Raw genomic sequence first — 19,576 nt, 5'->3', positions numbered from 1 at the left:
ATCCGGGATTCACGGCCCGACGCACAGAGGGATGCGTGATGGCAGTTTTTCCCCCATTCAAACAACTCAACCGTGGCTGACCGGACCGCCGTGAGCTCATGGGCTTCCGTTCGCTGCCCCACTGGCCATGCCACCGGCATTGCCAAGGCGTTCCTCGAACGCATAGGCGAACAGCTCGGCATCATTGCTGATGCCCAGTTTCCTCATCGCCGAAATGCGTTGCCGGCTGATGGTACTGACGGTGCGCCGCAGCTGCCCGGCGATCTCTGTGATCGAAGGCCCCGACACATACAGCCGCAGAACTTCCAGCTCCTTGGGCGACAGTACTGAAAGCGATCGCTCACGCCCGGAGTCCTGCAGGCAGGGCGCCAGCTCGGGGTCCAGGTAGATCCCGCCACTCAGCACGGCATCGACCGCCTTGCGAACGCCATCCACGCCACTGCTTTTGCACACCAGTCCCCGCACACCCGTGCGCATGGCCATGTTCAAGGTCGTGGCATTGGTGACCATCGTGACCAAGATCACCGGCACCTTGGGGTAATTGCGACTCAACGCCTGCAGCATCGACTGGCCATCCGAGCGCCCCCCAGTGGGCATCGAGAAATCAGTCACCACCAGATCAACGACTTCTTCGGCCAGGATCGACATAAGGCTTTCTGCACACCGCGCCTCTGCCACCACGCGATGGCGCCCACCAGCCTCGATCACGATGCGCGTACCAAGCAGGATCAGAGGATGGTCGTCCGCGATGGCAATTCGAGTGAGCATGCTGATTACCCGTAAATAGTCACGCCGCAATGCGCAGCGAAAACCCTAGTAATCATTCCGGGCAACGTCAACTTAACAATGATCCACTGCAATTGATTTCATTCAAGCAGAATCGCCAGCCCGTTTCCATTATTTGCATTCGCGATCATAAACAAACGCCGCGCGTGAACTTTCCCAATAGTTTCATTCCAGAAATCCGGAAAGGCCGCTTACATATCCATCTCCGATTACTCGCTGCGCTGGACACCCCATGGTCCGATTCCGTCGTCAATCGTTTGAGGATCTGCAAGGACCACTTGAACCAACGCCGCTGGCACCGGCAACACTGCCGACGGCAGCATTGCCGTTCGTACAGCAGTTGCGCCTGCACCTAGCAAGCGACAGCACGCCGTCACGGCGGCCGGCCCATGCCGCGATCATCCACGGCGAGGCCACGGTGTGCTGGCTGGATGCCAGGAACGACCGGATGATGACCACTGCGCCAGCGCCGATCACCCTGACGCTGCTGCAGAGGCTGTTGCGCGATGAGGATCCCCCGCTGAGTCTGGTGCCGGTGACCCAGGATGTGTTCATGCAGCGCGCGACAGTGTCCAGCAACATCCCGCTACGCCCGACCTTGTGGAACGTCGGCCTGTCCACGGCTGATCACAACGCGCCGATGCCTACCCTGCACGGGAGCGCGAAGCTGCGCCTTCGTCGCTGGCCGGATTTCCGCATCCTGGCCCATCGGCCGGATCATTTCCGGCTGTGCGCGCTGCTGATCAAGCAAGGCGCATCCGTGCAGGCGTGCTGCGACCTCCTCGACCTGCCGCGCCGTACCGTGCAGTCGTTCTTCAATGCGGCGTTTCTCACCGCCTATGCCTTTCCCGTCGTAGGCGAGGACGCACCCGTGCGCCCCTCGCCCACCGATGGCCTCGTCAACCTGTGGCGACAACTTCGCATCCGCTGGAGTGCATGACCGTGCGTGAGCACAAGATCGTAGTGATGGGCCCACTTGGCGCGGGCAAGTCCACCCTCGTGCAGACCCTGACCCGGGGCAAGGCCGTAGTGACCGAGGCCCGCAATACCGACCCTGCCGTGGGCAAGCAGTACACCACCGTAGCCATGGACTATGGCGACATCGACCTGCCGGGTGGTGACCGCCTGCGCCTGTATGGATCGCCCGGACAGGAGCGCTTCTCGTACATCTGGCCGATCCTGCTGGCCGGTGCCGAAGGCGCCATCGTCCTGATCGATGGCAGCGCCAGCAAGGACAGTACGCTGGCGGGGCAGCACCTGAAGGCCATCGCAGACAACGCGCCGGGCCTGCCCGTGGTCATCGGTTTCACCCGGTGCGGCAGCACCGATGACCCGGTACAGCCGCACTGGCAGGACTGGTTGCAGGACCACGCACCGCACCTGCCGGCGTTGCCGCTGGACCCACGCGACATGGCGCAGGCCATCACCACGATGGATCTGCTGATGAGCCAGATCGAATGCAATGCCATGGCGGTCACCCATGAATGACATCGGCCACGCTTCGGCACTGGATGCCCTGGCACGCGACGTCACCGGCATCCAGGCCCTCGTCGTTGCCAGCACCGATGGTTTTGCACTGGCCCAGGCCGGCCCGCAAGGCCATGTCGCCGATCGTCTGGCCGCGATGACCAGTTCGATGCTCGGCCTGGCCAGCGCGCTGGGCCACGAACTGCACTTTGGCGAACTCGACACACTCATCCTCGATGCCGCCAACGGCAAAGTACTCATGCTCGCCATTCCAGGAAAGCAACCGCGCCTGCTGATGACCGCATGCGACCACAGCTGCGTCATCGGCAACGTGCTGTGGCATGCCAAGCAGTGCGTGCGTGCCCTGGCCGACAACCCGAACTGATGCATGCCTCTCTCACTGATCAGACGGCTCTTCAACTCCTCACACCCGCAACGGACCACTGAAATGAATATCGCCATCAACAAATGCCTGGACACGCTCATGCAGATCAACGGCGCACAAGCCGTTGCCCTGGTCGATTACGAAAGCGGCATGCTGCTGGGTGAAGCCGGCTCAGGCGTGGACATGGAACTGGCGGCCGCTGGAAACACCGAGGTGCTCCGCGCCAAGATGAAAACGGCCGAAGCGCTGAAACTCAACGACAACATCGAAGACATGCTGATCACCCTGGGTCGTGCGTACCACGTGCTGCGCCCGGTGTCGGCCAAGAAGGGCCTGTTCTTCTATGTGGTGCTGGATCGGCAGAAGGCCAATCTTGCTCTCGCCCGGCGCATGGTGCTGGACGTGGAAAGCTCGCTGGCGCTGTAGCGCACGACAACGATAGCCAGGGGATGCGAATGCCGGGGCCGCTCTGGGGAGAGCGGCCCCGGCCTGCAGTTGCACCGCGCGCCCTTCTCGACAACGGGAGCTGCCCTCCATGCGCCCTCGAGCAACCACACAGGCGGCACGTCGCCCACGCCACTACCGGCCTTGGGCGTCGGTCTGCATCGTCGCCGGACTGACCGCCATCTACGCGCTACTGTTGTGTGCGCCCTCGGCAGATGACGCTACCGGCTGCACCCGGCCGTGCGACGCGGCCAGCGTGCTGGGCGCCGCCATCGCCGCCGTGGAAAACAGTTACGCCGAAGGTGATCTCACCTTGACCGACCATCACCTTGGCCTGCCTGCCAGCGCTGCGCATTGCGCTCACCTGCGCGCCTCGCTCCCCGACACCGGCCGCGCAGTGCTGACCTGTGATCTGCGCCAGGACGGCCGCCTGCAATGGTGGCGAACCCCTGCCGGAGAATGGCGATGCAATGCAGGCATGGCCGATGTGGTTGCAGTGCCTGCGCCATGCCCCGCGGAATTGCGGCGCACTTTCTGATTATTCGTAAAACAATCGCGCAACCATTCAATAGATTCGATTTTACCAATTCTTGAATATACCCACTGCCGTGCACGTGATTTCCTATGACTGCGCCACGAATACTTGTTTCGGGGCCAGACCAACGAAACCACCACGCTACAGAGGATTATCATGAATACCGCAATCGACCGCACACGCCACGCAGGCAAAAGCGCATCCCGGCAGAAGGGCTTTTCCCTTATTGAACTCATGGTGGTGGTGGCGATCATCGGGATTCTGGGGATGATTGCCCTGCCGCAGTATCAGCGGTTCTCGGCCAAGGCAAAGCTGGCCGCTGCCCTCGCTGAAGTCGCTGGTGGAAAAGTCGGCGTTGAATCACTCCTCGCCGAAGGCAGCGAGATCACCACGCCGGCATCGATTGGCCTGCCCGAGTCAAGCTCCCGCTGTGACGGGATTACGGTGACGAGCAATGTCACGAACGGAGAAACGAGCATTGGCTGCTTCCTCAAGAGCGATGCCACGTTTGGCACTGGCTGGCTGAAGTTGGATCGCGGCTGGGAAGGCAACTGGGTCTGCAGCAGCGACATACCGGACCAGAGCCTGCTTCCCCAAGGCTGCCAGGCCTGATCGCTGACGCAAGTCACTGCGCGGACTGCCCAACCTGCCACAGTCGCATGCGCCTTTCCATTGCGTGCGCCAGCCACGATTCAAAGTTGATTTCCTCATGGAGGAACCTATGAAAAATAAAATCTCAAGGGCCGGCCACGCGGGGAGGCGTACACATCGGCAACGAGGGTTTTCTCTGGTCGAACTCATGGCGGTCGTAGCCATCATTGCAGTTCTTTCCCTGATAGCGGTCCCGCAATACAAGAAGTTCTCTACCAAAGCCAAGCTGGCGGCGGCGTTGGCCGAGCTGGCCGGCGGGAAGGCAGGAGTAGAGGCGTGGCTGGCCGAACGCGGTGATCTACATGGCTCGGACAATCGCAAGCTGGGACTGCCGGAGAGCAGTGAGCGCTGTGAAACCATTACAACAATGATTGCTCCGGACGGCGACCTGGAAATCAATTGCCTGCTGCGATCCGATGCTGGCTACAACCTGGGCACATGGCGTGGCAACCTGACGCTGATCAGGGATTCGGACAACCATGAATGGCGCTGCTGGACTGCCATCCCCTACTACGACCTCCTGCCCAAAGGCTGTGGCCCCGACAATCCATAGCCTGCTATGCAGATACTTCAAGCTGTTCACGCTTTCCCGCTCCAGTCAGGCAGTGCCGCCTGCGAAAGCCGGCCATCTCCCCTCCCCTCCCTCGTCATCGCCGATGCAAACCCCTGGATCCGACGCGAACTGATACGCAGACTCCAGTCTCATCTGGACGGCAAAACCCTCGGCGAAGCGCGCTCGCCCGCAGACGTTCTGACCCAGATCGCCAGCCCGCGCTGCAACGTACTGATCATCGATCCCTGCATGCCGACTGTGGGCCAGGCCGACGGCATGCCACTGCTGCGCCGCATCTGCTGCCTGCGCAGGGATCTGCTCATCCTCGTGCTGGCCCAACAGCCCTTGCGCGTACTGCAGGATCGCGCCCTGCCGGCACAGATCGGTCATGTCTATGCCAAGACGGTGAATCCGTGGTGGCTGTGCCATGTCGTAAGCCAGGCACTGCGCGGGGGATCCTCCGGCGTTACGCCACCGGCGCAGAACGCAGGCCGGTAACCGGCCCCGAGGCGGTTGCCATCGCCTCGAAATGCACGGCATCCACGCTGCTGCCCAGCGCCTCCACGCGCACCGTGCTGCCCTGGCCGGTCCGGCGATGGTGGGCGCTGGCCAGGCCAACCGCGGCATCGAACGCTGCGGCCCCGGAGTTGAATGCTTCGGCGACGCCTGCGGCCGGGTCCAACAGGGACCACTGCGCGGCACTGCACTTGACGGTAATGACCATGGGACGCTCCTTCTGGGATAGGCGCAGGGGGCACCAGAGCCTCTGCTGATGCCGTCACCCTAGCCATGCCATCAGGGTGGTCCCATCAGAAAAGTACGAAAAGTCCGCGCCAGTGCGTCAGAACCCCACCCTCATCACATCCCTGAGTCCGTTTAGCTCGTTCATTCCGTGATCCTTGTCACGGAGTCAGCTGGGCTTCACACTACCATCATCAACAGGGGCCCCTTCCACATGCGCACCTTCTTCTCGCACCAGCGTTCGACGTTGCTGAAGTTCTATTTCGTGGCCAGCTATCTGATTCTGATCGAAGAGTTGGTCCGCGCCGCCGTGCATTGAGCGCTTGCTGACGGGCTATTTGCGACAGAAAATGTTGCTTTACGCACGGAGCTCGCGCATGAAGGTGCTTCTTCTGATTCCAGCGCTGCTGGTTCTGGTCGCATGCGCGAGCCCGGACAATGCAGCCCCGCGTGCCGACGGCAAGCCTTCGACCACCATGCCCAAGGTAGGCGGCGATCGCGACGCGCACGGCTGCATCGGCTCGGCCGGCTACCAGTGGTGCGAGCACAGCCAGCGCTGCGAGCGGCCCTGGGAGCTGGCACAGGCACACGGCCTGGCCAACAGCGCCGAGGCGATCGACGCGTACTGCGCCACGCCCGCCAGCCCGGCGCGCAAGTGAGCACGACCCGTCATGGCTGAGCTGAGTCCCCTGCCCGACCTCGCCCGTGGCCGGTATCGCCACTTCAAGGGCGGCGAATACGAAGTGATCGACATCGTCCGCAGCAGCGAGACGCTGGAACCATTGGTGCTGTACCGCGCACTCTACGGCGAAGGTGGCCTGTGGGTACGCCCCTACCCGATGTTCGTCGAGCAGGTCCCAGGCAAACACGGCCCGCAGGCGCGTTTCGCACGCATCGACGATTGATCCGGCTCCCACCGGGCGGTGGCCGATGGTCGCGCCGGTGACGCGATCCGGCTGCGCTACAATCATACCGTCCAGTCGGTTTCTTCCCATCATGTCCCCGCCCCCTCCCCGCTCGCGGCGCAAAGCGCCCGACAGCGTGCGCCAGTCATTGCTGCACGCCACCATTGCCGTGATTGGCCAGCACGGGCTGGCGGCACTGACCGTGCAGGATGTCGCGCGCGTGGCCGGGGTCAGCAAGGGCGCGTTGTTCCACCATTTCAGCAGCAAGCAGGCACTGGTCGATGAAGCCATCGGCGCACTCATCGGCGAATTCGAGGCGCGTGTGCGCGCGCTCCTGCAGGACGGCACGCCCGGCCACGGCTGCTTCAGCCGCGCCTATGTGCGGGCCAACTTCGAGCACCTGCTGCAGCAGGAACAGGACAACGACGTCGGCCTGACCCTGGGCAACCTGATGGAGCCGGCCCTGCTGGCGCACTGGCGCGACTGGAAGCGCGCGATGCTGGCCGAGTTCCCCGGCGAAGCCGGCGATCCGCGCCTGTACGCGGCACGCTGCGCGGCCGATGGCTATTGGGCCGCCGCCTATGGTCGGCCGCTGGACGAAGCAGAGCGCCTCAATGCGCTGGCGATGGCCGAGCAGGCCCTCAAGCTGTGCGACCCGCAGTGACCCGGAGCCCGCGATGAACCCCTATATCTACCTGGCCGCCGCCATCGTGCTGGAAGTGATTGCCACGTCGCTGCTGAAGGCCTCGGACGGCATGAGCCGGCTGTGGCCGACACTGGGCGCGCTGGTCGGCTACGGGCTGTGCTTCTACCTGCTGTCGGTCACCATGAAGTCGGTGCCGACCGGCATCGCCTATGCGATCTGGTCCGGCGTCGGCATCGTGCTGATCTCGCTGATCGGCCTGGTGGTGTTCAAGCAGCGGCTGGATGCAGCTGCGCTGGCCGGCATCGCGCTGATCTGCGCCGGCGTGCTGGTGATCAACCTGTTCTCGCGCAGCAGCGCGCACTGAACACGCTGCTGCGCGACAGGTGCTAGCTGACCTTCTTCGCCACGCTCATGCCGATCAGGAACAGCACCACGGCAATGATGATGCCGGCCCAGAACAGGAACTTGGCGATGCCCACAGCGGCACCGGCGATGCCGCCGAAGCCCAGCACGCCGGCGATGATGCCGATGATGGCGAAAATGATGGCCCACTTGATCATGTCAGTCCTTACCCCGCAGGGAACGCAAACGGTGTGATCAGGCTAGGCCGCAGCCGATGCGGCAATCGTGAAAAGGCCGCGTGTGCGGCGTGAATCAGCGCGGCCGGAAGCGCAGCAGCGCCACCGCGAAGGCCAGGAACACGCTTCCCACCAGCCGCTCGAACCAGCGCCGTGCGAACGGCTTTGCAAGCCAACGGCGCAGACCGTGGCCACCGGCGGCGTACATCACGTACCAGAACAGTTCGCAGGCCGCGAAGGTCGCCACCAGCACGCTGTACTGCACGGCCTGGCTACGCGACGGATCAACGAACTGCGGCAGGAACGCCGCGGCGAACAACAACAGCTTGGGGTTGCTCAGGCCAACCCACAGGCCGCCACGGAATACCGTCGCTGCGCCATGTACCGGCGCCAGTGTGACCTCTGCAGCATCGGCCACCGCGGGTGCCGGGCGGCAGCTGTCACGCCACGCCTTGATGCCAAGCCAGGCCAGGTAGGCCACACCGAGATAGCGCAGCACTTCGAACAGCATCGGCGAGGAGTGCAGCAACGCGCTCAGGCCCGCAGCGGATGCGGCCAGCACCAGCAGCATCGCCAGCAGGCAGCCGGCCATGGCCGGCACGCTGCCACGGAACCCCAGCCCGACGCTGCGCCCGAGGATGTGCAGCATGTTCGGCCCGGGCGTCCCGCACAGCACGAAGACCGTGGCCAGGAACCACCACCAGGTATGCAGGGCCATTGCCGGTTTCCACTTCAGAAGACGGCACCAGCATAGGGCACCCATGCAGGACGCGGCACATACAGCGGGCGGTGGATGCGACGGTTACAGATGCCGGCGCCCGTGCACGGCAGCGCCACTGCCATCTGTGCTGCAATGGCCGTCTCTGGCTTGGAGCAGTGCATGAAGACCCTTGGCCTGATCGGCGGCATGAGCTGGGAAAGCTCGGCGCAGTACTACCGGCTCATCAACGAGGCGGTGCGGCATCGCCTCGGTGGCGCGCATTCGGCGCAACTGCTGCTGTGGTCGGTGGATTTCGCCGGCATCAAGCAGCTGCAGCACGACGGCCAATGGGATCTGCTGGGCAACCACATGCTCGATGCTGCACGGCGGCTGCAGGCCGGTGGCGCCGAGCTGCTGGTGATCTGCACCAACACCATGCACACGCTGGCCGGCCGGATCGAAGCCGGATGCCCGCTGCCCCTGCTGCATATCGCGGACCCGACCGCCGCGGCGATCCTGCAGGCCGGCATCCGCAAGGTGGGACTGCTCGGCACCGCCTTCACCATGGAGCAGGCGTTCTACCGCGACCGGCTGCAGGACCGCTTCGGGCTGGAGGTACTGGTTCCGGAGGCCGATGATCGCCGCAGCGTGCACGACATCATCTACCAGGAGCTGATCTGCGGCGTGGTCAGCGAGCATTCGCGGCAGGCGTACGCCGGCGTGATCGCGCGCCTGGTTGCACGCGGCGCCGAAGCGATCATCCTCGGCTGTACCGAAATCATGTTGCTGGTCCGCGCCGAGGACAGCCCGGTGCCGCTGTTCGACACCACCACCCTGCACGCCCTGGCGGCGGTGGATGCGGCACTGGCCTGACCCTGCGCGCTGTCAGTCTTCGCCCTGCACTTCCAGTGCGGTGATCAACCAGTCGACCACGGCCTGCGAATCACACAGGAAGAAGATGGCATCGCCCGAACGCGCCTCGGTCAGCAGCCGATAGACGGTAATCGCCACTGCCGACTGGTTGGCGATGAACACCTCCGGGCTGCGCGGTCCCTCGCTGTGGCCGGCCACGGCATGCAGCGCCTTGCGCGCAGCCACGGTGGCGGGCGGGTCCGCGCTGCGGGCCAGTTCCGGCCCGCGCAGGCCCCACGCAATGAACACATGCTTGCCCTTGAACGTGGTGTCCAGGACACGCACCTGCCCGGCCTCTGCGCCAGCCGAGCGATGAATGACGGTACTGCTGATCAACGCAACCCCCTGTGGTCGTCGTGGTCCGCGCATCCTCCTCCACACGCCGGCTGCACGCCAGTGACGGCAGCCACAGGCTGGGCCGGCAAGCGTGGGAGAGATGTAAGAAGGTGTAAGCCGATGCGATCGGATGTGCCGCGATGATAAGGGATGTAAGGCTCTGCATGGGCCGGTGCACACTACTAAATCCCCACTGAGCCAACGCCGGAACGATCCGTTCCGATGGCCCCGGGCTGGTCCATTCTTGCGGCCCGTTCCCCTGCCGAGGCCCCCCCATGACCCATCGCCTGCTGCTGCCGATTGCCCTCCCCACCCTGGCCCTGCTGCTGGCCGCCACCACGGTGGCCGCCCAGGATTACGACAGCGATCCCATTGCGCCGCTGCGCTGCGAATCGCAGTTCAACAAGACCCAGCAGTGCCCGATCGAAGGCCGCATGCGCCTGGCCAGGCAGCTGTCGGTCACCCGCTGCGTAGAGGACCAGAACTGGGGCCAGAGCCGCCGCATGCTCTGGGTCACCGACGGCTGTCGCGCCGAGTTCGTGGCCGACGGACAGGGACGCGGCCGCTGGCCGGGGCGCGGCCGGGACCGTGACCGCGATGACGATGGCGAGCGCCTGGTCTGCGAGTCCTACGAGCAGAAGGACAAGGAATGCCGCATCCGTGTGCGCCACGAGGTACGCCTGGTCAAGCAGAAGTCGGTGACACCGTGCGTCGAGGATCGCAACTGGGGCTGGGACCGCCGCGGCGTGTGGGTCAGCGACGGCTGCCGTGCCGAGTTCCGTGTGTATTGACTGCCGACCACACGCTGGCTGTGGCGGATGCGCAGACACGGCCGACGCGATCGATAGACTGGGCGCACCCAGCCCAGGAGCCTTCGATGGTGCCGCCCGATCCCTCCTCGACGATGTTGCACATCCGCGAGGCAATGCCCGCCGACGTTTCCGCGTTGATCGCGCTCGACAGCGTTGCGGTCCACGATCCGCAACGCGCACGGCAGATCAGCGACTGGCAGGCCCGTGGTGGCATGCACGTGGCCGAATGGGCCGGTCAGCTGGCCGGTTACCTGGTCATCCACCATCACTTCTTCGGCGAAGCCTTCGTCGAGATGCTGATGGTGGCGCGCGAACAACGCAGCCAGGGCGTCGGCGCCGCCCTGCTGCGCCATGCCATCGCGCTGCACGGCCACGGCAGGCTGTTCACTTCGACCAATGCTTCCAATACCGGCATGCAACGCCTGCTCGCCGCTTCGGGTTTCATCGACAGCGGCATCGTGCACGGATTGGACGAAGGCGATCCGGAGCTGCTCTACCGCTTTGCCGGCAGCTGATCGAGATACGTGGTCACCTTTGCATCCAGCAGGTCCATCAACAGCGGATCCATGCAGCGATAGTCGTCGGGGATATCCAGGCAATGCAGGCGCTTGTATTCCAGCAGGCGCGCATAGGCGGCCTGCAGGCGATGCTGGTGCTTGGCCTCCATCACGAAGATGACATCGGCCCAGCGGATGTCCGCCGGGCCGATGGGGCGTCGTGCGTGCGGGCTGGTGCCGGCCGACAGCGCAGCGAAGCCGGGTCGCCGTCGCCACATGGCTTCGGCGGTCGGGCTGCGCAGCTTGTTGCGGCTGCAGACGAACAGCAGGTTGATCATTCCTGTTCCTGCAGTTGGCGGGCGCTGAGGACCGGATAGGTGAAGCCCAGCTGGCGTGCGCGCGCGAGCTTGGCATCGCGCGTATACAGCAGCTTCCAGTTCTTCTCGGGCTTGTAGCTGTAGGCGGTCGTGGCGCGGTCGCCACCACGGTTGCGAGCCTGGCTGCGACGCCAGGCACGGTTTCTTGCAGAATCCATGATGTGTTCTCGTGAGTACCGGGTTCAGCAGCCGCGGTAGTACGAGTGGCGCGCAGCATACACCGCACGCACAAAAAAGCCCACGCATCGCTGCGCGGGCTTCTTGATTCATCACAGTGGTCGGGACGGCCGGATTCGAACCGACGACCCTCTGCCCCCCAGGCAGATGCGCTACCAGGCTGCGCTACGCCCCGACTGATGCTGCGATGTGCCCGCCACTGCGGCGGGCCGTGAAGTATAGCGGATTACGATGGAAATGGGATCAGCGGCGCAGCAACTGCAGCACTTCTTCCAGCTCCATGCGCACCTGCTTGATTATCTGGTTGCTCAGCGCCGATTCCTCGCGGGCATCGGGGCCGTCCAGACGCAGGCGTGCACCACCGATCGTGTAGCCCTGTTCGTACAGCAGGCTGCGGATCTGCCGCACCATCAGCACGTCGTGGCGCTGGTAGTAGCGGCGGTTGCCTCGGCGCTTGGCCGGCTCAAGGCTGGGAAACTCGGTTTCCCAGTAGCGCAGGACATGCGGCTTGACGTCGCACAGCTCGCTGACTTCACCGATGGTGAAGTAGCGCTTGGCCGGGATCGGCGGTAGTTCGCGGTTACTGCCCGGATCCAGCATAAGCTTCCACCCTCTCCTTGAGCTTCTGGCCCGGACGGAAGGTGACCACCGTACGGGCGGAAATCGGAATTTCCTCGCCGGTCTTGGGGTTGCGACCCGGGCGCTGGTTCTTGCGCCGCAGATCGAAATTGCCGAAGCCCGACAGCTTCACCTGACGTCCCTGTTCCAATGCTTCACGCAGCACATCGAAAAACGCGTCGACGAATTCCTTGGCTTCCCGCTTGTTCAGACCGACTTCGTCGAACAGCTTTTCCGCCATCTCCGCCTTGGTCAATGCCATTGCCTGCTACCCCCGAGTGCTGCCCGCTCAGCCGCGGATCCGGGCGTGGTGTTCACGCTCGATGGCAGTGACCGCCTCGGCCACCACCGCATCCACGTCGCGGTCCGTCAGAGTGCGCGACTTGTCCTGCAAAATCAAGCCCATAGCGAGACTCTTGAATCCCGGCTCGACGCCCTGGCCGACGTAACGGTCGAACAGGTTCAGGTCGCGCAGCAGCGGGCCGGCGGCCTGGCGGACGGTGGCCGCCAGATCGGCCCAGGCCACCTGTTCAGGCAGCAGGAACGCCAGGTCGCGACGCACCGCCGGGAAGCGCGACAGCTCGCCGGCGCGCGGCAGTCGGCGGGCGGTCAGCGGCTCCAGGTCCAGCTCGAAGGCGTAGACGTCGGCTTCGATATCCATCGCCCGGGTCAGGCGCGGGTGGATCTGGCCGATCCAGCCGATCGCCACGCCATCGCGGAACACCTCGGCCGAACGCGCCGGGTGGCCGTAGGCGCGGACGGACGGGCGGAACTCCAGTTGCGCGCCACTGGCGGCCGCCAGCGATTCCAGGTCGCCCTTCAGGTCATGGAAGTCGACCTTGCGGGTCGGCAGGCCCCACTGCACCGCCTGCGCCTCACCGCAGACCGCAGCGGCCACGCGCGGGGTTTCCAGCGGTGCCGGCTGGCCGTCTCCGGCCTGCTGGGCGAACACGCGGCCGAGTTCGAACAGGCGCACACGGCCCAACTGGCGGGCGGCGTTGCGGCCCAACGTGGCGACCAGGCCCGGCAGCAGCGACGGGCGCATCACCGCCAGTTCGGCCGACAGCGGGTTGGCCAGCGGCACCAGGCCGTCGCGCAGCTGCCACTGGGTCAGCAGCGCGTCGTCGACGAAGGCGAAATTGACGGTTTCCTGCTGGTCACGGGCGATCAGCTGGCGGCGCACGCTCAGCGCGTCCAGCTGGGTCTCGCTCGGCATCGCCACGCGCGAGGCACCGCCCGGCAGCGTGGTCGGGATCTGCTCGTAACCGTGGATGCGGGCCAGCTCTTCGATCAGGTCTTCTTCGATGGCGATGTCGAAGCGGCGGCTCGGCGCGACCACCTGCCAGCCGTCGGCGGCGGCGACCACGTCCATGCCCAGCGCGCGCAGGATGCGCTCGACTTCCGCATCGTCGATGGTGATGCCGAGCACGCGGGTGATGCGGGCGCGGCGCAGCACGATGGTCGCCGGCTGCGGCAGATCGGCTTCACGCACGGCCTCGGTGACCGGTGCCGGGGTACCGCCGGCCAGGTCCAGCACCAGGCGGGTGGCGTACTCGATCGCGGTGCGCGGCAGCGCCGGATCGACGCCGCGCTCGAAGCGATGGCCGGCATCGGTGTGCAGGCCCAGCTTGCGGCCACGGCCCATGATGGCGGCCGGCGCGAAGTGCGCGGCTTCCAGGAACACGGCGGTGGTCGCGTCGGTGACGCGGGTGTCGAAGCCGCCCATCAGGCCGGCCAGGCCGACCGCGCGGTCAGCGTCGGTGACCACCAGGAAGCTGTCGTCCAGCGCAGCATCGCGGCCGTCCAGCAGCTTCAGCGTCTCGCCCGCGCGCGAACGGCGCACGGCGATGCTGCCCTGCAGGGTGCCCAGGTCGTAGGCGTGCATCGGCTGGCCCAGCTCCAGCATCACATACTGGGTGATGTCGACCAGCAGCGAGACTGGACGCACGCCACTGCGGCGCAGGCGCTCGGCCATCCACAACGGGGTCTTGGCGGCAGCATTGACGCCTTCGATGACACGGCCCAGGTAACGCGGCGCTTCGGCGCCGGCGTCGAGCTGGATGCCCAGCTCACGGCTGCCGACTGCCGGAATGGCGTCGGCAGCGAAGTCCAGCACTTCACTGCGGGTGGCGGCGGCGACGTCGTAGGCGATGCCGCGCAGGCTGAAGCAGTCGGCGCGGTTCGGGGTCAGCTTGATCTCGATGCTGGCATCCGGCAGGCCCAGGTACTCGACCAGGGTCTGGCCGACCGGTGCGTCGTCGGGCAGTTCCAGCAGGCCGGAAGCATCGTTGTCCAGGCCCAGTTCCTTGGCCGAGCACAGCATGCCGTTGGACTCGACGCCACGCAGCTTGGCCGGCTTGATTTTCAGCTCGCCGATCTGCGCACCGACCATCGCCAGCGGCGCGACCAGGCCCGGGCGCGCGTTCGGGGCGCCGCACACGATCTGCAGCAGTTCGCCCTGCCCGGCATCAACCCTGCACACCTGCAGGCGATCTGCTTCCGGATGGCGCACCGCATCGACGATGCGTGCCACGACCACGTGGTCGAGGCCTTCGCCCAGCGCGGTCACGTCTTCCACTTCCAGGCCGATGGCGGTCAGCACTGCACTCAGTTCATCGCGCGAAGCGCCGGTCGGGACGTGGCTGCGCAGCCAGTTTTCGGAGAATTTCATGGTGTCATCCTGGTGGGCCCGGCGCATGCGCCTGGGCCTGCGAATTTGGGAGCAGCCGAGCATGGCTCGGCCCTACACGGTTGCGGCTTACGCGAACTGTTTCAGGAACCGCACGTCGTTCTCGAAGAACGCACGCAGGTCGTTGACGCCGTAGCGCAGCATTGCAAAGCGCTCCACGCCCATGCCGAAGGCGAAGCCGGTGTAGCGCTCCGGATCGATGCCGACGTTGCGCAGCACGTTCGGATGGACCATGCCGCAGCCCAGCACTTCCAGCCAGCGGGTGCTGCCATCGGGCTGCTGCCAGGCGATGTCCACTTCCGCGCCCGGCTCAACGAACGGGAAATAGCTGGGGCGGAAGCGCATTTCGAAATCGCGCTCGAAGAAGGCGCGCACGAACTCGGCCAGCGTGCCCTTCAGGTCGGCGAAGGTCGAATGCTCGTCCACCAGCAGGCCTTCCACCTGATGGAACATCGGCGAATGGGTCTGGTCGCTGTCGCTGCGGTACACCTTGCCGGCGGCGATCATGCGCAGCGGCGGCGCGTGGTCACCCATGTAGCGCACCTGCACGCCGGAGGTGTGCGTGCGCAGCAGGCGGCCGTCGCCGAAGTAGAAGGTGTCGTGCATGGCGCGCGCCGGATGGTGCGGCGGGAAGTTCAGCGCCTCGAAGTTGTGCCAGTCGTCCTCGATCTCCGGCCCTTCCGACAGCTCGTAGCCCAGCCGGCCGAAGATGCCGGTGATGCGCTCCAGGGTGCGGGTGATCGGATGCAGGCCGGCGCGGTCGCCGTTGCGACCCGGCAGGGTGATGTCGATGGCTTCGGCGGCCAGGCGTGCATCCAGTGCCGCATCTTCCAGCAGCGCCTTGCGCTCGCCGAGCGCGCGGGTCAGCGCGTCGCGGGCCTGGTTGATCGCTTCACCGGCGGCCTTGCGCTCGTCGGCCGGCAGGGCGCCGAGCTGCTTGAGCTGCGAGGTGATGCTGCCACTCTTGCCAAGCAGGGCCACGCGCAGCTGTTCCAGCACGTCGGGGCTCTGTGCGGCGGCCACATCGGCCAGCGCCTGGGTGGTGAGGGATTGGATGTCGCTCATGGGGGGCCGGAACTCCAGTCGATCTGCCATCGCGATGCGCGAAGGGCCGACCCCTGTCGCCACCGCCGTCCCCGCGCTGCCGCCATGGCCTCGCCGGGACCCAAAAAAGAATGGGGAAGGACTTGCGCCCTTCCCCATGCATTGCCTTGACCTGACACCGTTCCGGATGAACGGTTACGGCATCGGGAAGGACTTATGCCGCCAGCGCGCCCTTGGCCTTTTCGGCCAGCGCAGCAAAACCGGCTGCGTCGTGCACGGCGATGTCAGCCAGGACCTTGCGGTCCAGGGTGATGCCGGCCTTCAGCAGACCGTTCATGAAGCGGCTGTAGCTCAGGCCGTTGATGCGGGCAGCCGCATTGATACGGGTGATCCACAGCGAACGGAAGTTGCGCTTCTTCTGCTTACGGCCGATGTAGGCGTACTGCTGTGCCTTGATGACCGCCTGCTTGGCGACGCGGAAGACCTTGCGGCGGGCGTTGTAATAGCCCTTGGCGAGATCCAGAATCTTCTTGTGGCGGCGACGCGCCTGTACGCCACGCTTAACTCGTGCCATTTTTCAGTTCCTCAGAGGTAAGGGAGCATGCGGTCCAGACGGCCTGCGTCTTCTGCACGGACATGGCCCGTCTGACGCAGATTACGCTTACGCTTGGTCGCTTTCTTCGTGAGGATGTGGCTACGGTTGGCGTGGCCGCACTTGTACTTGCCCGAGGCGGTCTTGCGGAAACGCTTGGCCGCTGCCCGGTTGGTCTTGATCTTGGGCATTGCAATGTCCTTGATGGGATTTGACCCTGGTTTCTGACTGATCTGGCGGCGGCCTGAGCCGCTCTTTCCGTCCTGCCATGATCGGCGTACGACCCGTCCTGGGTGGGTCGAGCCGGGCATGATACAGGCAAAACCGCCCTGCCACCAGCCCCAGCACCCCTTGCGCCGGCATTTCACCGGCATCCTGCAAAAGCAAAGGGACGCCAGTGGCGTCCCCTTACCCTGAACCATTCAGCCAGGCGCCCCGGAAGGCGGCCCGTCAGGCCTCAGGTCTTCTTCTTCGGCGCGATCATCATGACCATCTGACGCCCTTCCAGGCGCGGACGGGATTCAATGACGATGTCCTCGCCCAGATCGGTCTCGATCCGGTTGGCCATTTCGCGACCCAGTTCCTGGTGGCTCATTTCACGGCCACGGAAACGGATGTTGACCTTGATCTTGTCGCCTTCTTCAAGGAACCCGCGCATCTTGCGCAGCTTGATCTGGTAGTCGCCCTCGTCCGTGACCGGACGGAACTTCACTTCCTTGATCTCGACCTGCTTGGTCTTCTTCTTGGCCTCGCTGGCCTTCTTCTGCGCTTCGAACTTGAACTTGCCGAAGTCCATGATCTTGCAGACCGGCGGATCGGCCTGCGGCTGGATTTCGACCAGGTCCAGGCCTTCATCTTCGGCCATGGACAGCGCTTCGTCGCGCGACAACACGCCGATCATTTCTCCGTCACTGCCGATCACGCGGACGCGCGGCACACGGATTTCCTGATTCTTGCGGTTCTGTTTGTTGTCAGGGGTGCTGATATTACGTTCTCCCAAGGGTATCGAACCGGTCCGGGTGCCTGTGCCCCCGGACCGGACCTTTGCTTACGCGCCCTCGGCCTGGAGCCGCTCGATGAAGGCCTGCAGGCTCATGCTGCCCAGGTCTTCGCCAGAACGCGTACGCACCGCCACAGCCCCATTTTCCTTCTCGCGGTCACCAATGACCAGCAGGTAGGGCACGCGCTGCAACGTATGCTCGCGGATTTTATAGCCGATCTTCTCGTTACGCAAATCCGAGCTGACGCGGAAGCCTTGCTCCGCAAGGGTTTTGGTCACGCCCGAGACGTAGTCGGCCTGGGCGTCGGTGATGTTGGCCACCACCACCTGGGTCGGCGCCAGCCAGGCCGGGAACTGGCCGGCGTGGTGCTCGATCAGGATGCCCAGGAAGCGCTCCATCGAGCCGACGATGGCGCGGTGCAGCATGACCGGATGCTTCTTCTGGCTGTTCTCATCCACGTACTCGGCGCCCAGGCGGCCCGGCATCATGAAGTCGACCTGCATGGTGCCCAGCTGCCAGGTACGGCCGATGGCATCCTTCAGGTGGTACTCGATCTTCGGGCCGTAGAAGGCGCCCTCGCCCGGCAGCTCCTGCCATTCCACGCCACAGGCGGACAGCGCCGAACGCAGTGCGCCCTCGGCCTTGTCCCAGGTGGCGTCGTCGCCCAGGCGCGATTCCGGACGCAGCGCGATCTTGATCTGGATCTCGTCGAAGCCGAAGTGCTGGTAGACCGCCAGCGCCTGCTGGTGGAACGCGGTCACTTCCGATTCGATCTGGCTCTCGGTGCAGAACACATGGCCGTCGTCCTGGGTGAAACCACGCACGCGCAGGATGCCGTGCAGCGCGCCGGACGGCTCGTTGCGGTGGCAGGAACCGAACTCACCGTAGCGGATCGGCAGGTCGCGGTAGCTGTGCAGGCCCTGGTTGAACACCTGGATGTGGCCCGGGCAGTTCATCGGCTTGACCGCGTAGGTGCGCTTCTCCGACTCGGTGAAGAACATGTTGTCCTGGTAGTTGTCCCAGTGGCCGGACTTCTTCCACAGGCTCACGTCCAGGATCTGCGGGCAGCGCACTTCGCCGTAGCCGCTGCTGCGGTAGACCTTGCGCATGTACTGCTCGACCACCTGCCACAACGCCCAGCCCTTCGGGTGCCAGAACACCAGGCCCGGCGCCTCTTCCTGCAGGTGGAACAGGTCCTGCTGCTTGCCGATGCGGCGGTGGTCGCGCATCTCGGCTTCCTCGATGCGCTTGATGTACGCCTCGAGCTGCTTCTTGTCGGCCCAGGCGGTGCCGTAGATGCGCTGCAGCTGTTCGTTCTGCGCATCGCCGCGCCAGTAGGCGCCGGAGATGCGGGTCAGCTTGAAGGCCTTCAGGAAGCGCGTGTTCGGCACGTGCGGGCCGCGGCACATGTCCACGTATTCCTGGTGGTAGTACATGCCCATCGCCTGGATGTCGTCGGACATGTCCTCGATCAGGCGCAGCTTGTAGTCCTCGCCACGGGCCTTGAAGATCTCGATCACTTCGGCGCGCGGCGTCATCTTCTTGATGACGTCGTAATCCTGGGCGATCAACTCACCCATGCGCTTCTCGATCGCGGCCATGTCGTCCGGGGTGAACGGGCGCTCGGAATAGATGTCGTAGTAGAAGCCCTCGGCGATCACCGGGCCGATCACCATCTTCACGTCCGGGTACAGCTGCTTGACGGCGTGGCCGACCAGATGGGCGCAGGAGTGGCGGATGATCTCCACGCCCTCCTCGTCCTTGGCGGTGATGATGCGCAGGCTGGCATCGTGGTCGATGACGTCACTGGCATCGACCAGCACGCCATCGACCGAGCCGGCGATGGTGGCCTTGGCCAGGCCGGCACCGATCGACTGGGCGACGTCCATGACGCTGACGGGGTTTTCGAACTCGCGGCGGCTGCCGTCGGGAAGGGTAATGTTGATCATCGCATTGGCTTCGTGCGGGGCCCGCTGGGCGGGCTGGAAAGCGCTCCCGGGCCATTGCCCGGGCAATAAAAAAGCGCCGCGAGGGCGCCTGGAACACAGGGCCTTCGGGGGCAGGTCAACAGTGGGCGGTGGTAGTGCTCATGTCGCACGCTCGGCCGGCGCTGGGCGCGGGCCACCTTGT

At 65.0% G+C, this 19,576-nt stretch carries 30 protein-coding genes and 1 tRNA gene; 15 read left to right on the top strand and 16 right to left on the bottom strand.

Annotation, left to right across the window (positions count from 1 at the left end; translation table 11 throughout):
- Positions 1-96: 96 nt before the first annotated feature.
- Positions 97-768, bottom strand: coding sequence for a response regulator transcription factor (locus AC5P6H_RS05770; RefSeq protein ID WP_241887700.1), 672 nt, complete (start codon positions 766-768; stop codon positions 97-99).
- Between the two features lie 250 nt (positions 769-1,018).
- Here AC5P6H_RS05770 and AC5P6H_RS05765 point away from each other — a divergent pair, with 250 nt between their 5' ends.
- The 8 genes from AC5P6H_RS05765 (at position 1,019) to AC5P6H_RS05730 (ending at position 5,319) form a co-directional block, all read left to right on the top strand.
- Positions 1,019-1,726 (top strand): hypothetical protein, encoded by a 708-nt coding sequence (locus tag AC5P6H_RS05765; RefSeq protein WP_495202382.1) that lies wholly within the window; start codon positions 1,019-1,021, stop codon positions 1,724-1,726.
- The gene (locus AC5P6H_RS05760; protein WP_014647833.1) at positions 1,723-2,274 is read left to right on the top strand and encodes a GTP-binding protein; all 552 of its coding nucleotides are present in this window, start codon (positions 1,723-1,725) and stop codon (positions 2,272-2,274) included. The genes AC5P6H_RS05765 and AC5P6H_RS05760 overlap by 4 nt, the downstream gene beginning before the upstream one ends.
- Positions 2,267-2,638, top strand: a complete 372-nt coding sequence (locus tag AC5P6H_RS05755) for a roadblock/LC7 domain-containing protein (RefSeq protein ID WP_126411194.1) — start codon at positions 2,267-2,269, stop codon at positions 2,636-2,638. The genes AC5P6H_RS05760 and AC5P6H_RS05755 overlap by 8 nt, the downstream gene beginning before the upstream one ends.
- A 63-nt stretch (positions 2,639-2,701) precedes the next feature.
- Entirely contained in the window at positions 2,702-3,064 is a 363-nt protein-coding gene (locus AC5P6H_RS05750) for a hypothetical protein (protein WP_041863646.1), read from the top strand.
- Between the two features lie 109 nt (positions 3,065-3,173).
- Positions 3,174-3,620: a pilin gene (locus AC5P6H_RS05745; RefSeq protein ID WP_126411195.1), complete on the top strand. Its 447-nt coding sequence runs from the start codon at positions 3,174-3,176 to the stop codon at positions 3,618-3,620.
- A gap of 153 nt (positions 3,621-3,773) precedes the next feature.
- Complete coding sequence (locus tag AC5P6H_RS05740; protein WP_126411196.1) at positions 3,774-4,229, top strand: pilin; 456 nt, start codon at positions 3,774-3,776, stop codon at positions 4,227-4,229.
- Positions 4,230-4,338: 109 nt separating this feature from the next.
- On the top strand, positions 4,339-4,821 hold the full coding sequence (locus tag AC5P6H_RS05735; protein ID WP_126411197.1) for a pilin: 483 nt from the start codon (positions 4,339-4,341) through the stop codon (positions 4,819-4,821).
- A 6-nt stretch (positions 4,822-4,827) separates the two neighbouring features.
- Positions 4,828-5,319, top strand: a complete 492-nt coding sequence (locus AC5P6H_RS05730) for a response regulator (protein WP_495202381.1) — start codon at positions 4,828-4,830, stop codon at positions 5,317-5,319.
- On the opposite strand, the gene AC5P6H_RS05725 is transcribed toward AC5P6H_RS05730, so the two are convergent.
- Positions 5,288-5,545, bottom strand: a complete 258-nt coding sequence (locus tag AC5P6H_RS05725; protein WP_495202380.1) for a hypothetical protein — start codon at positions 5,543-5,545, stop codon at positions 5,288-5,290. The two genes, AC5P6H_RS05730 and AC5P6H_RS05725, sit on opposite strands and share 32 nt — an antisense overlap.
- 394 nt (positions 5,546-5,939) lie before the next feature.
- On the opposite strand from AC5P6H_RS05725, the gene AC5P6H_RS05720 reads away from it, so the two are divergent.
- The 4 genes from AC5P6H_RS05720 to AC5P6H_RS05705 all read left to right on the top strand — a co-directional run bounded on the left by AC5P6H_RS05720 (position 5,940) and on the right by AC5P6H_RS05705 (position 7,477).
- Complete coding sequence (locus AC5P6H_RS05720) at positions 5,940-6,221, top strand: hypothetical protein (RefSeq protein ID WP_180834955.1); 282 nt, start codon at positions 5,940-5,942, stop codon at positions 6,219-6,221.
- Positions 6,222-6,233: 12 nt separating this feature from the next.
- A complete protein-coding gene (locus AC5P6H_RS05715) occupies positions 6,234-6,467 on the top strand; it encodes a DUF1653 domain-containing protein (RefSeq protein WP_014647839.1) in 234 nt (77 codons plus the stop codon).
- 91 nt (positions 6,468-6,558) lie between these two features.
- Positions 6,559-7,131 carry a TetR/AcrR family transcriptional regulator gene (locus tag AC5P6H_RS05710; RefSeq protein ID WP_495202379.1) on the top strand — a complete coding sequence of 191 codons (573 nt, stop codon included), beginning with the start codon at positions 6,559-6,561 and terminating at the stop codon, positions 7,129-7,131.
- A gap of 13 nt (positions 7,132-7,144) precedes the next feature.
- Positions 7,145-7,477 carry an SMR family transporter gene (locus tag AC5P6H_RS05705; RefSeq protein WP_014647841.1) on the top strand — a complete coding sequence of 111 codons (333 nt, stop codon included), beginning with the start codon at positions 7,145-7,147 and terminating at the stop codon, positions 7,475-7,477.
- 22 nt (positions 7,478-7,499) lie between these two features.
- Here AC5P6H_RS05705 and AC5P6H_RS05700 read toward each other — a convergent pair whose 3' ends face one another.
- Both AC5P6H_RS05700 and AC5P6H_RS05695 read right to left on the bottom strand, forming a co-directional pair.
- Positions 7,500-7,673, bottom strand: coding sequence for a DUF1328 domain-containing protein (locus tag AC5P6H_RS05700; RefSeq protein ID WP_005417836.1), 174 nt, complete (start codon positions 7,671-7,673; stop codon positions 7,500-7,502).
- 94 nt (positions 7,674-7,767) lie between these two features.
- A complete protein-coding gene (locus AC5P6H_RS05695) occupies positions 7,768-8,409 on the bottom strand; it encodes a LysE family translocator (RefSeq protein ID WP_014647842.1) in 642 nt (213 codons plus the stop codon).
- A 162-nt stretch (positions 8,410-8,571) separates the two neighbouring features.
- On the opposite strand from AC5P6H_RS05695, the gene AC5P6H_RS05690 reads away from it, so the two are divergent.
- On the top strand, positions 8,572-9,264 hold the full coding sequence (locus AC5P6H_RS05690) for an aspartate/glutamate racemase family protein (RefSeq protein ID WP_032956186.1): 693 nt from the start codon (positions 8,572-8,574) through the stop codon (positions 9,262-9,264).
- Positions 9,265-9,276: 12 nt separating this feature from the next.
- On the opposite strand, the gene AC5P6H_RS05685 is transcribed toward AC5P6H_RS05690, so the two are convergent.
- On the bottom strand, positions 9,277-9,672 hold the full coding sequence (locus tag AC5P6H_RS05685; RefSeq protein WP_032956187.1) for a hypothetical protein: 396 nt from the start codon (positions 9,670-9,672) through the stop codon (positions 9,277-9,279).
- Between the two features lie 242 nt (positions 9,673-9,914).
- Here AC5P6H_RS05685 and AC5P6H_RS05680 point away from each other — a divergent pair, with 242 nt between their 5' ends.
- Entirely contained in the window at positions 9,915-10,430 is a 516-nt protein-coding gene (locus AC5P6H_RS05680) for a DUF3011 domain-containing protein (RefSeq protein WP_046431780.1), read from the top strand.
- Positions 10,431-10,516: 86 nt separating this feature from the next.
- On the top strand, positions 10,517-10,966 hold the full coding sequence (locus AC5P6H_RS05675) for a GNAT family N-acetyltransferase (protein WP_032957620.1): 450 nt from the start codon (positions 10,517-10,519) through the stop codon (positions 10,964-10,966).
- Here the strand turns inward: AC5P6H_RS05675 and AC5P6H_RS05670 are convergent.
- From AC5P6H_RS05670 to thrS, 11 genes are all read right to left on the bottom strand, one after another.
- On the bottom strand, positions 10,945-11,286 hold the full coding sequence (locus AC5P6H_RS05670; RefSeq protein ID WP_495202378.1) for a low molecular weight protein tyrosine phosphatase family protein: 342 nt from the start codon (positions 11,284-11,286) through the stop codon (positions 10,945-10,947). The two genes, AC5P6H_RS05675 and AC5P6H_RS05670, sit on opposite strands and share 22 nt — an antisense overlap.
- Positions 11,283-11,483, bottom strand: a complete 201-nt coding sequence (locus tag AC5P6H_RS05665) for a hypothetical protein (protein WP_014647847.1) — start codon at positions 11,481-11,483, stop codon at positions 11,283-11,285. Before AC5P6H_RS05665 ends, AC5P6H_RS05670 begins: the two co-directional genes overlap by 4 nt.
- 117 nt (positions 11,484-11,600) lie before the next feature.
- Positions 11,601-11,677, bottom strand: a tRNA-Pro gene (locus AC5P6H_RS05660).
- Between the two features lie 68 nt (positions 11,678-11,745).
- Positions 11,746-12,102: a MerR family transcriptional regulator gene (locus AC5P6H_RS05655; protein ID WP_005410431.1), complete on the bottom strand. Its 357-nt coding sequence runs from the start codon at positions 12,100-12,102 to the stop codon at positions 11,746-11,748.
- Positions 12,083-12,382 carry an integration host factor subunit alpha gene (locus tag AC5P6H_RS05650; RefSeq protein ID WP_005410432.1) on the bottom strand — a complete coding sequence of 100 codons (300 nt, stop codon included), beginning with the start codon at positions 12,380-12,382 and terminating at the stop codon, positions 12,083-12,085. Before AC5P6H_RS05650 ends, AC5P6H_RS05655 begins: the two co-directional genes overlap by 20 nt.
- Before the next feature lie 27 nt (positions 12,383-12,409).
- A complete protein-coding gene (gene pheT, locus AC5P6H_RS05645; RefSeq protein WP_495202377.1) occupies positions 12,410-14,791 on the bottom strand; it encodes a phenylalanine--tRNA ligase subunit beta in 2,382 nt (793 codons plus the stop codon).
- Between the two features lie 87 nt (positions 14,792-14,878).
- Positions 14,879-15,874: a phenylalanine--tRNA ligase subunit alpha gene (locus tag AC5P6H_RS05640; RefSeq protein ID WP_005417865.1), complete on the bottom strand. Its 996-nt coding sequence runs from the start codon at positions 15,872-15,874 to the stop codon at positions 14,879-14,881.
- Positions 15,875-16,067: 193 nt separating this feature from the next.
- Positions 16,068-16,427, bottom strand: coding sequence for a 50S ribosomal protein L20 (gene rplT / locus AC5P6H_RS05635; RefSeq protein ID WP_005410435.1), 360 nt, complete (start codon positions 16,425-16,427; stop codon positions 16,068-16,070).
- Positions 16,428-16,438: 11 nt separating this feature from the next.
- Positions 16,439-16,636, bottom strand: coding sequence for a 50S ribosomal protein L35 (rpmI, locus tag AC5P6H_RS05630; RefSeq protein ID WP_005410436.1), 198 nt, complete (start codon positions 16,634-16,636; stop codon positions 16,439-16,441).
- A gap of 266 nt (positions 16,637-16,902) precedes the next feature.
- Positions 16,903-17,445 carry a translation initiation factor IF-3 gene (gene infC, locus AC5P6H_RS05625; protein ID WP_079222586.1) on the bottom strand — a complete coding sequence of 181 codons (543 nt, stop codon included), beginning with the start codon at positions 17,443-17,445 and terminating at the stop codon, positions 16,903-16,905.
- A 48-nt stretch (positions 17,446-17,493) separates the two neighbouring features.
- Positions 17,494-19,395, bottom strand: a complete 1,902-nt coding sequence (thrS, locus tag AC5P6H_RS05620; protein WP_032957627.1) for a threonine--tRNA ligase — start codon at positions 19,393-19,395, stop codon at positions 17,494-17,496.
- Positions 19,396-19,576 lie beyond the last annotated feature (181 nt).

The organism is Stenotrophomonas sp. YJH_SMC_110, assembly GCF_059369255.1.
Note: the sequence above shows the minus strand (reverse complement) of the source record. Positions and strands in the feature narration are given on the sequence as shown.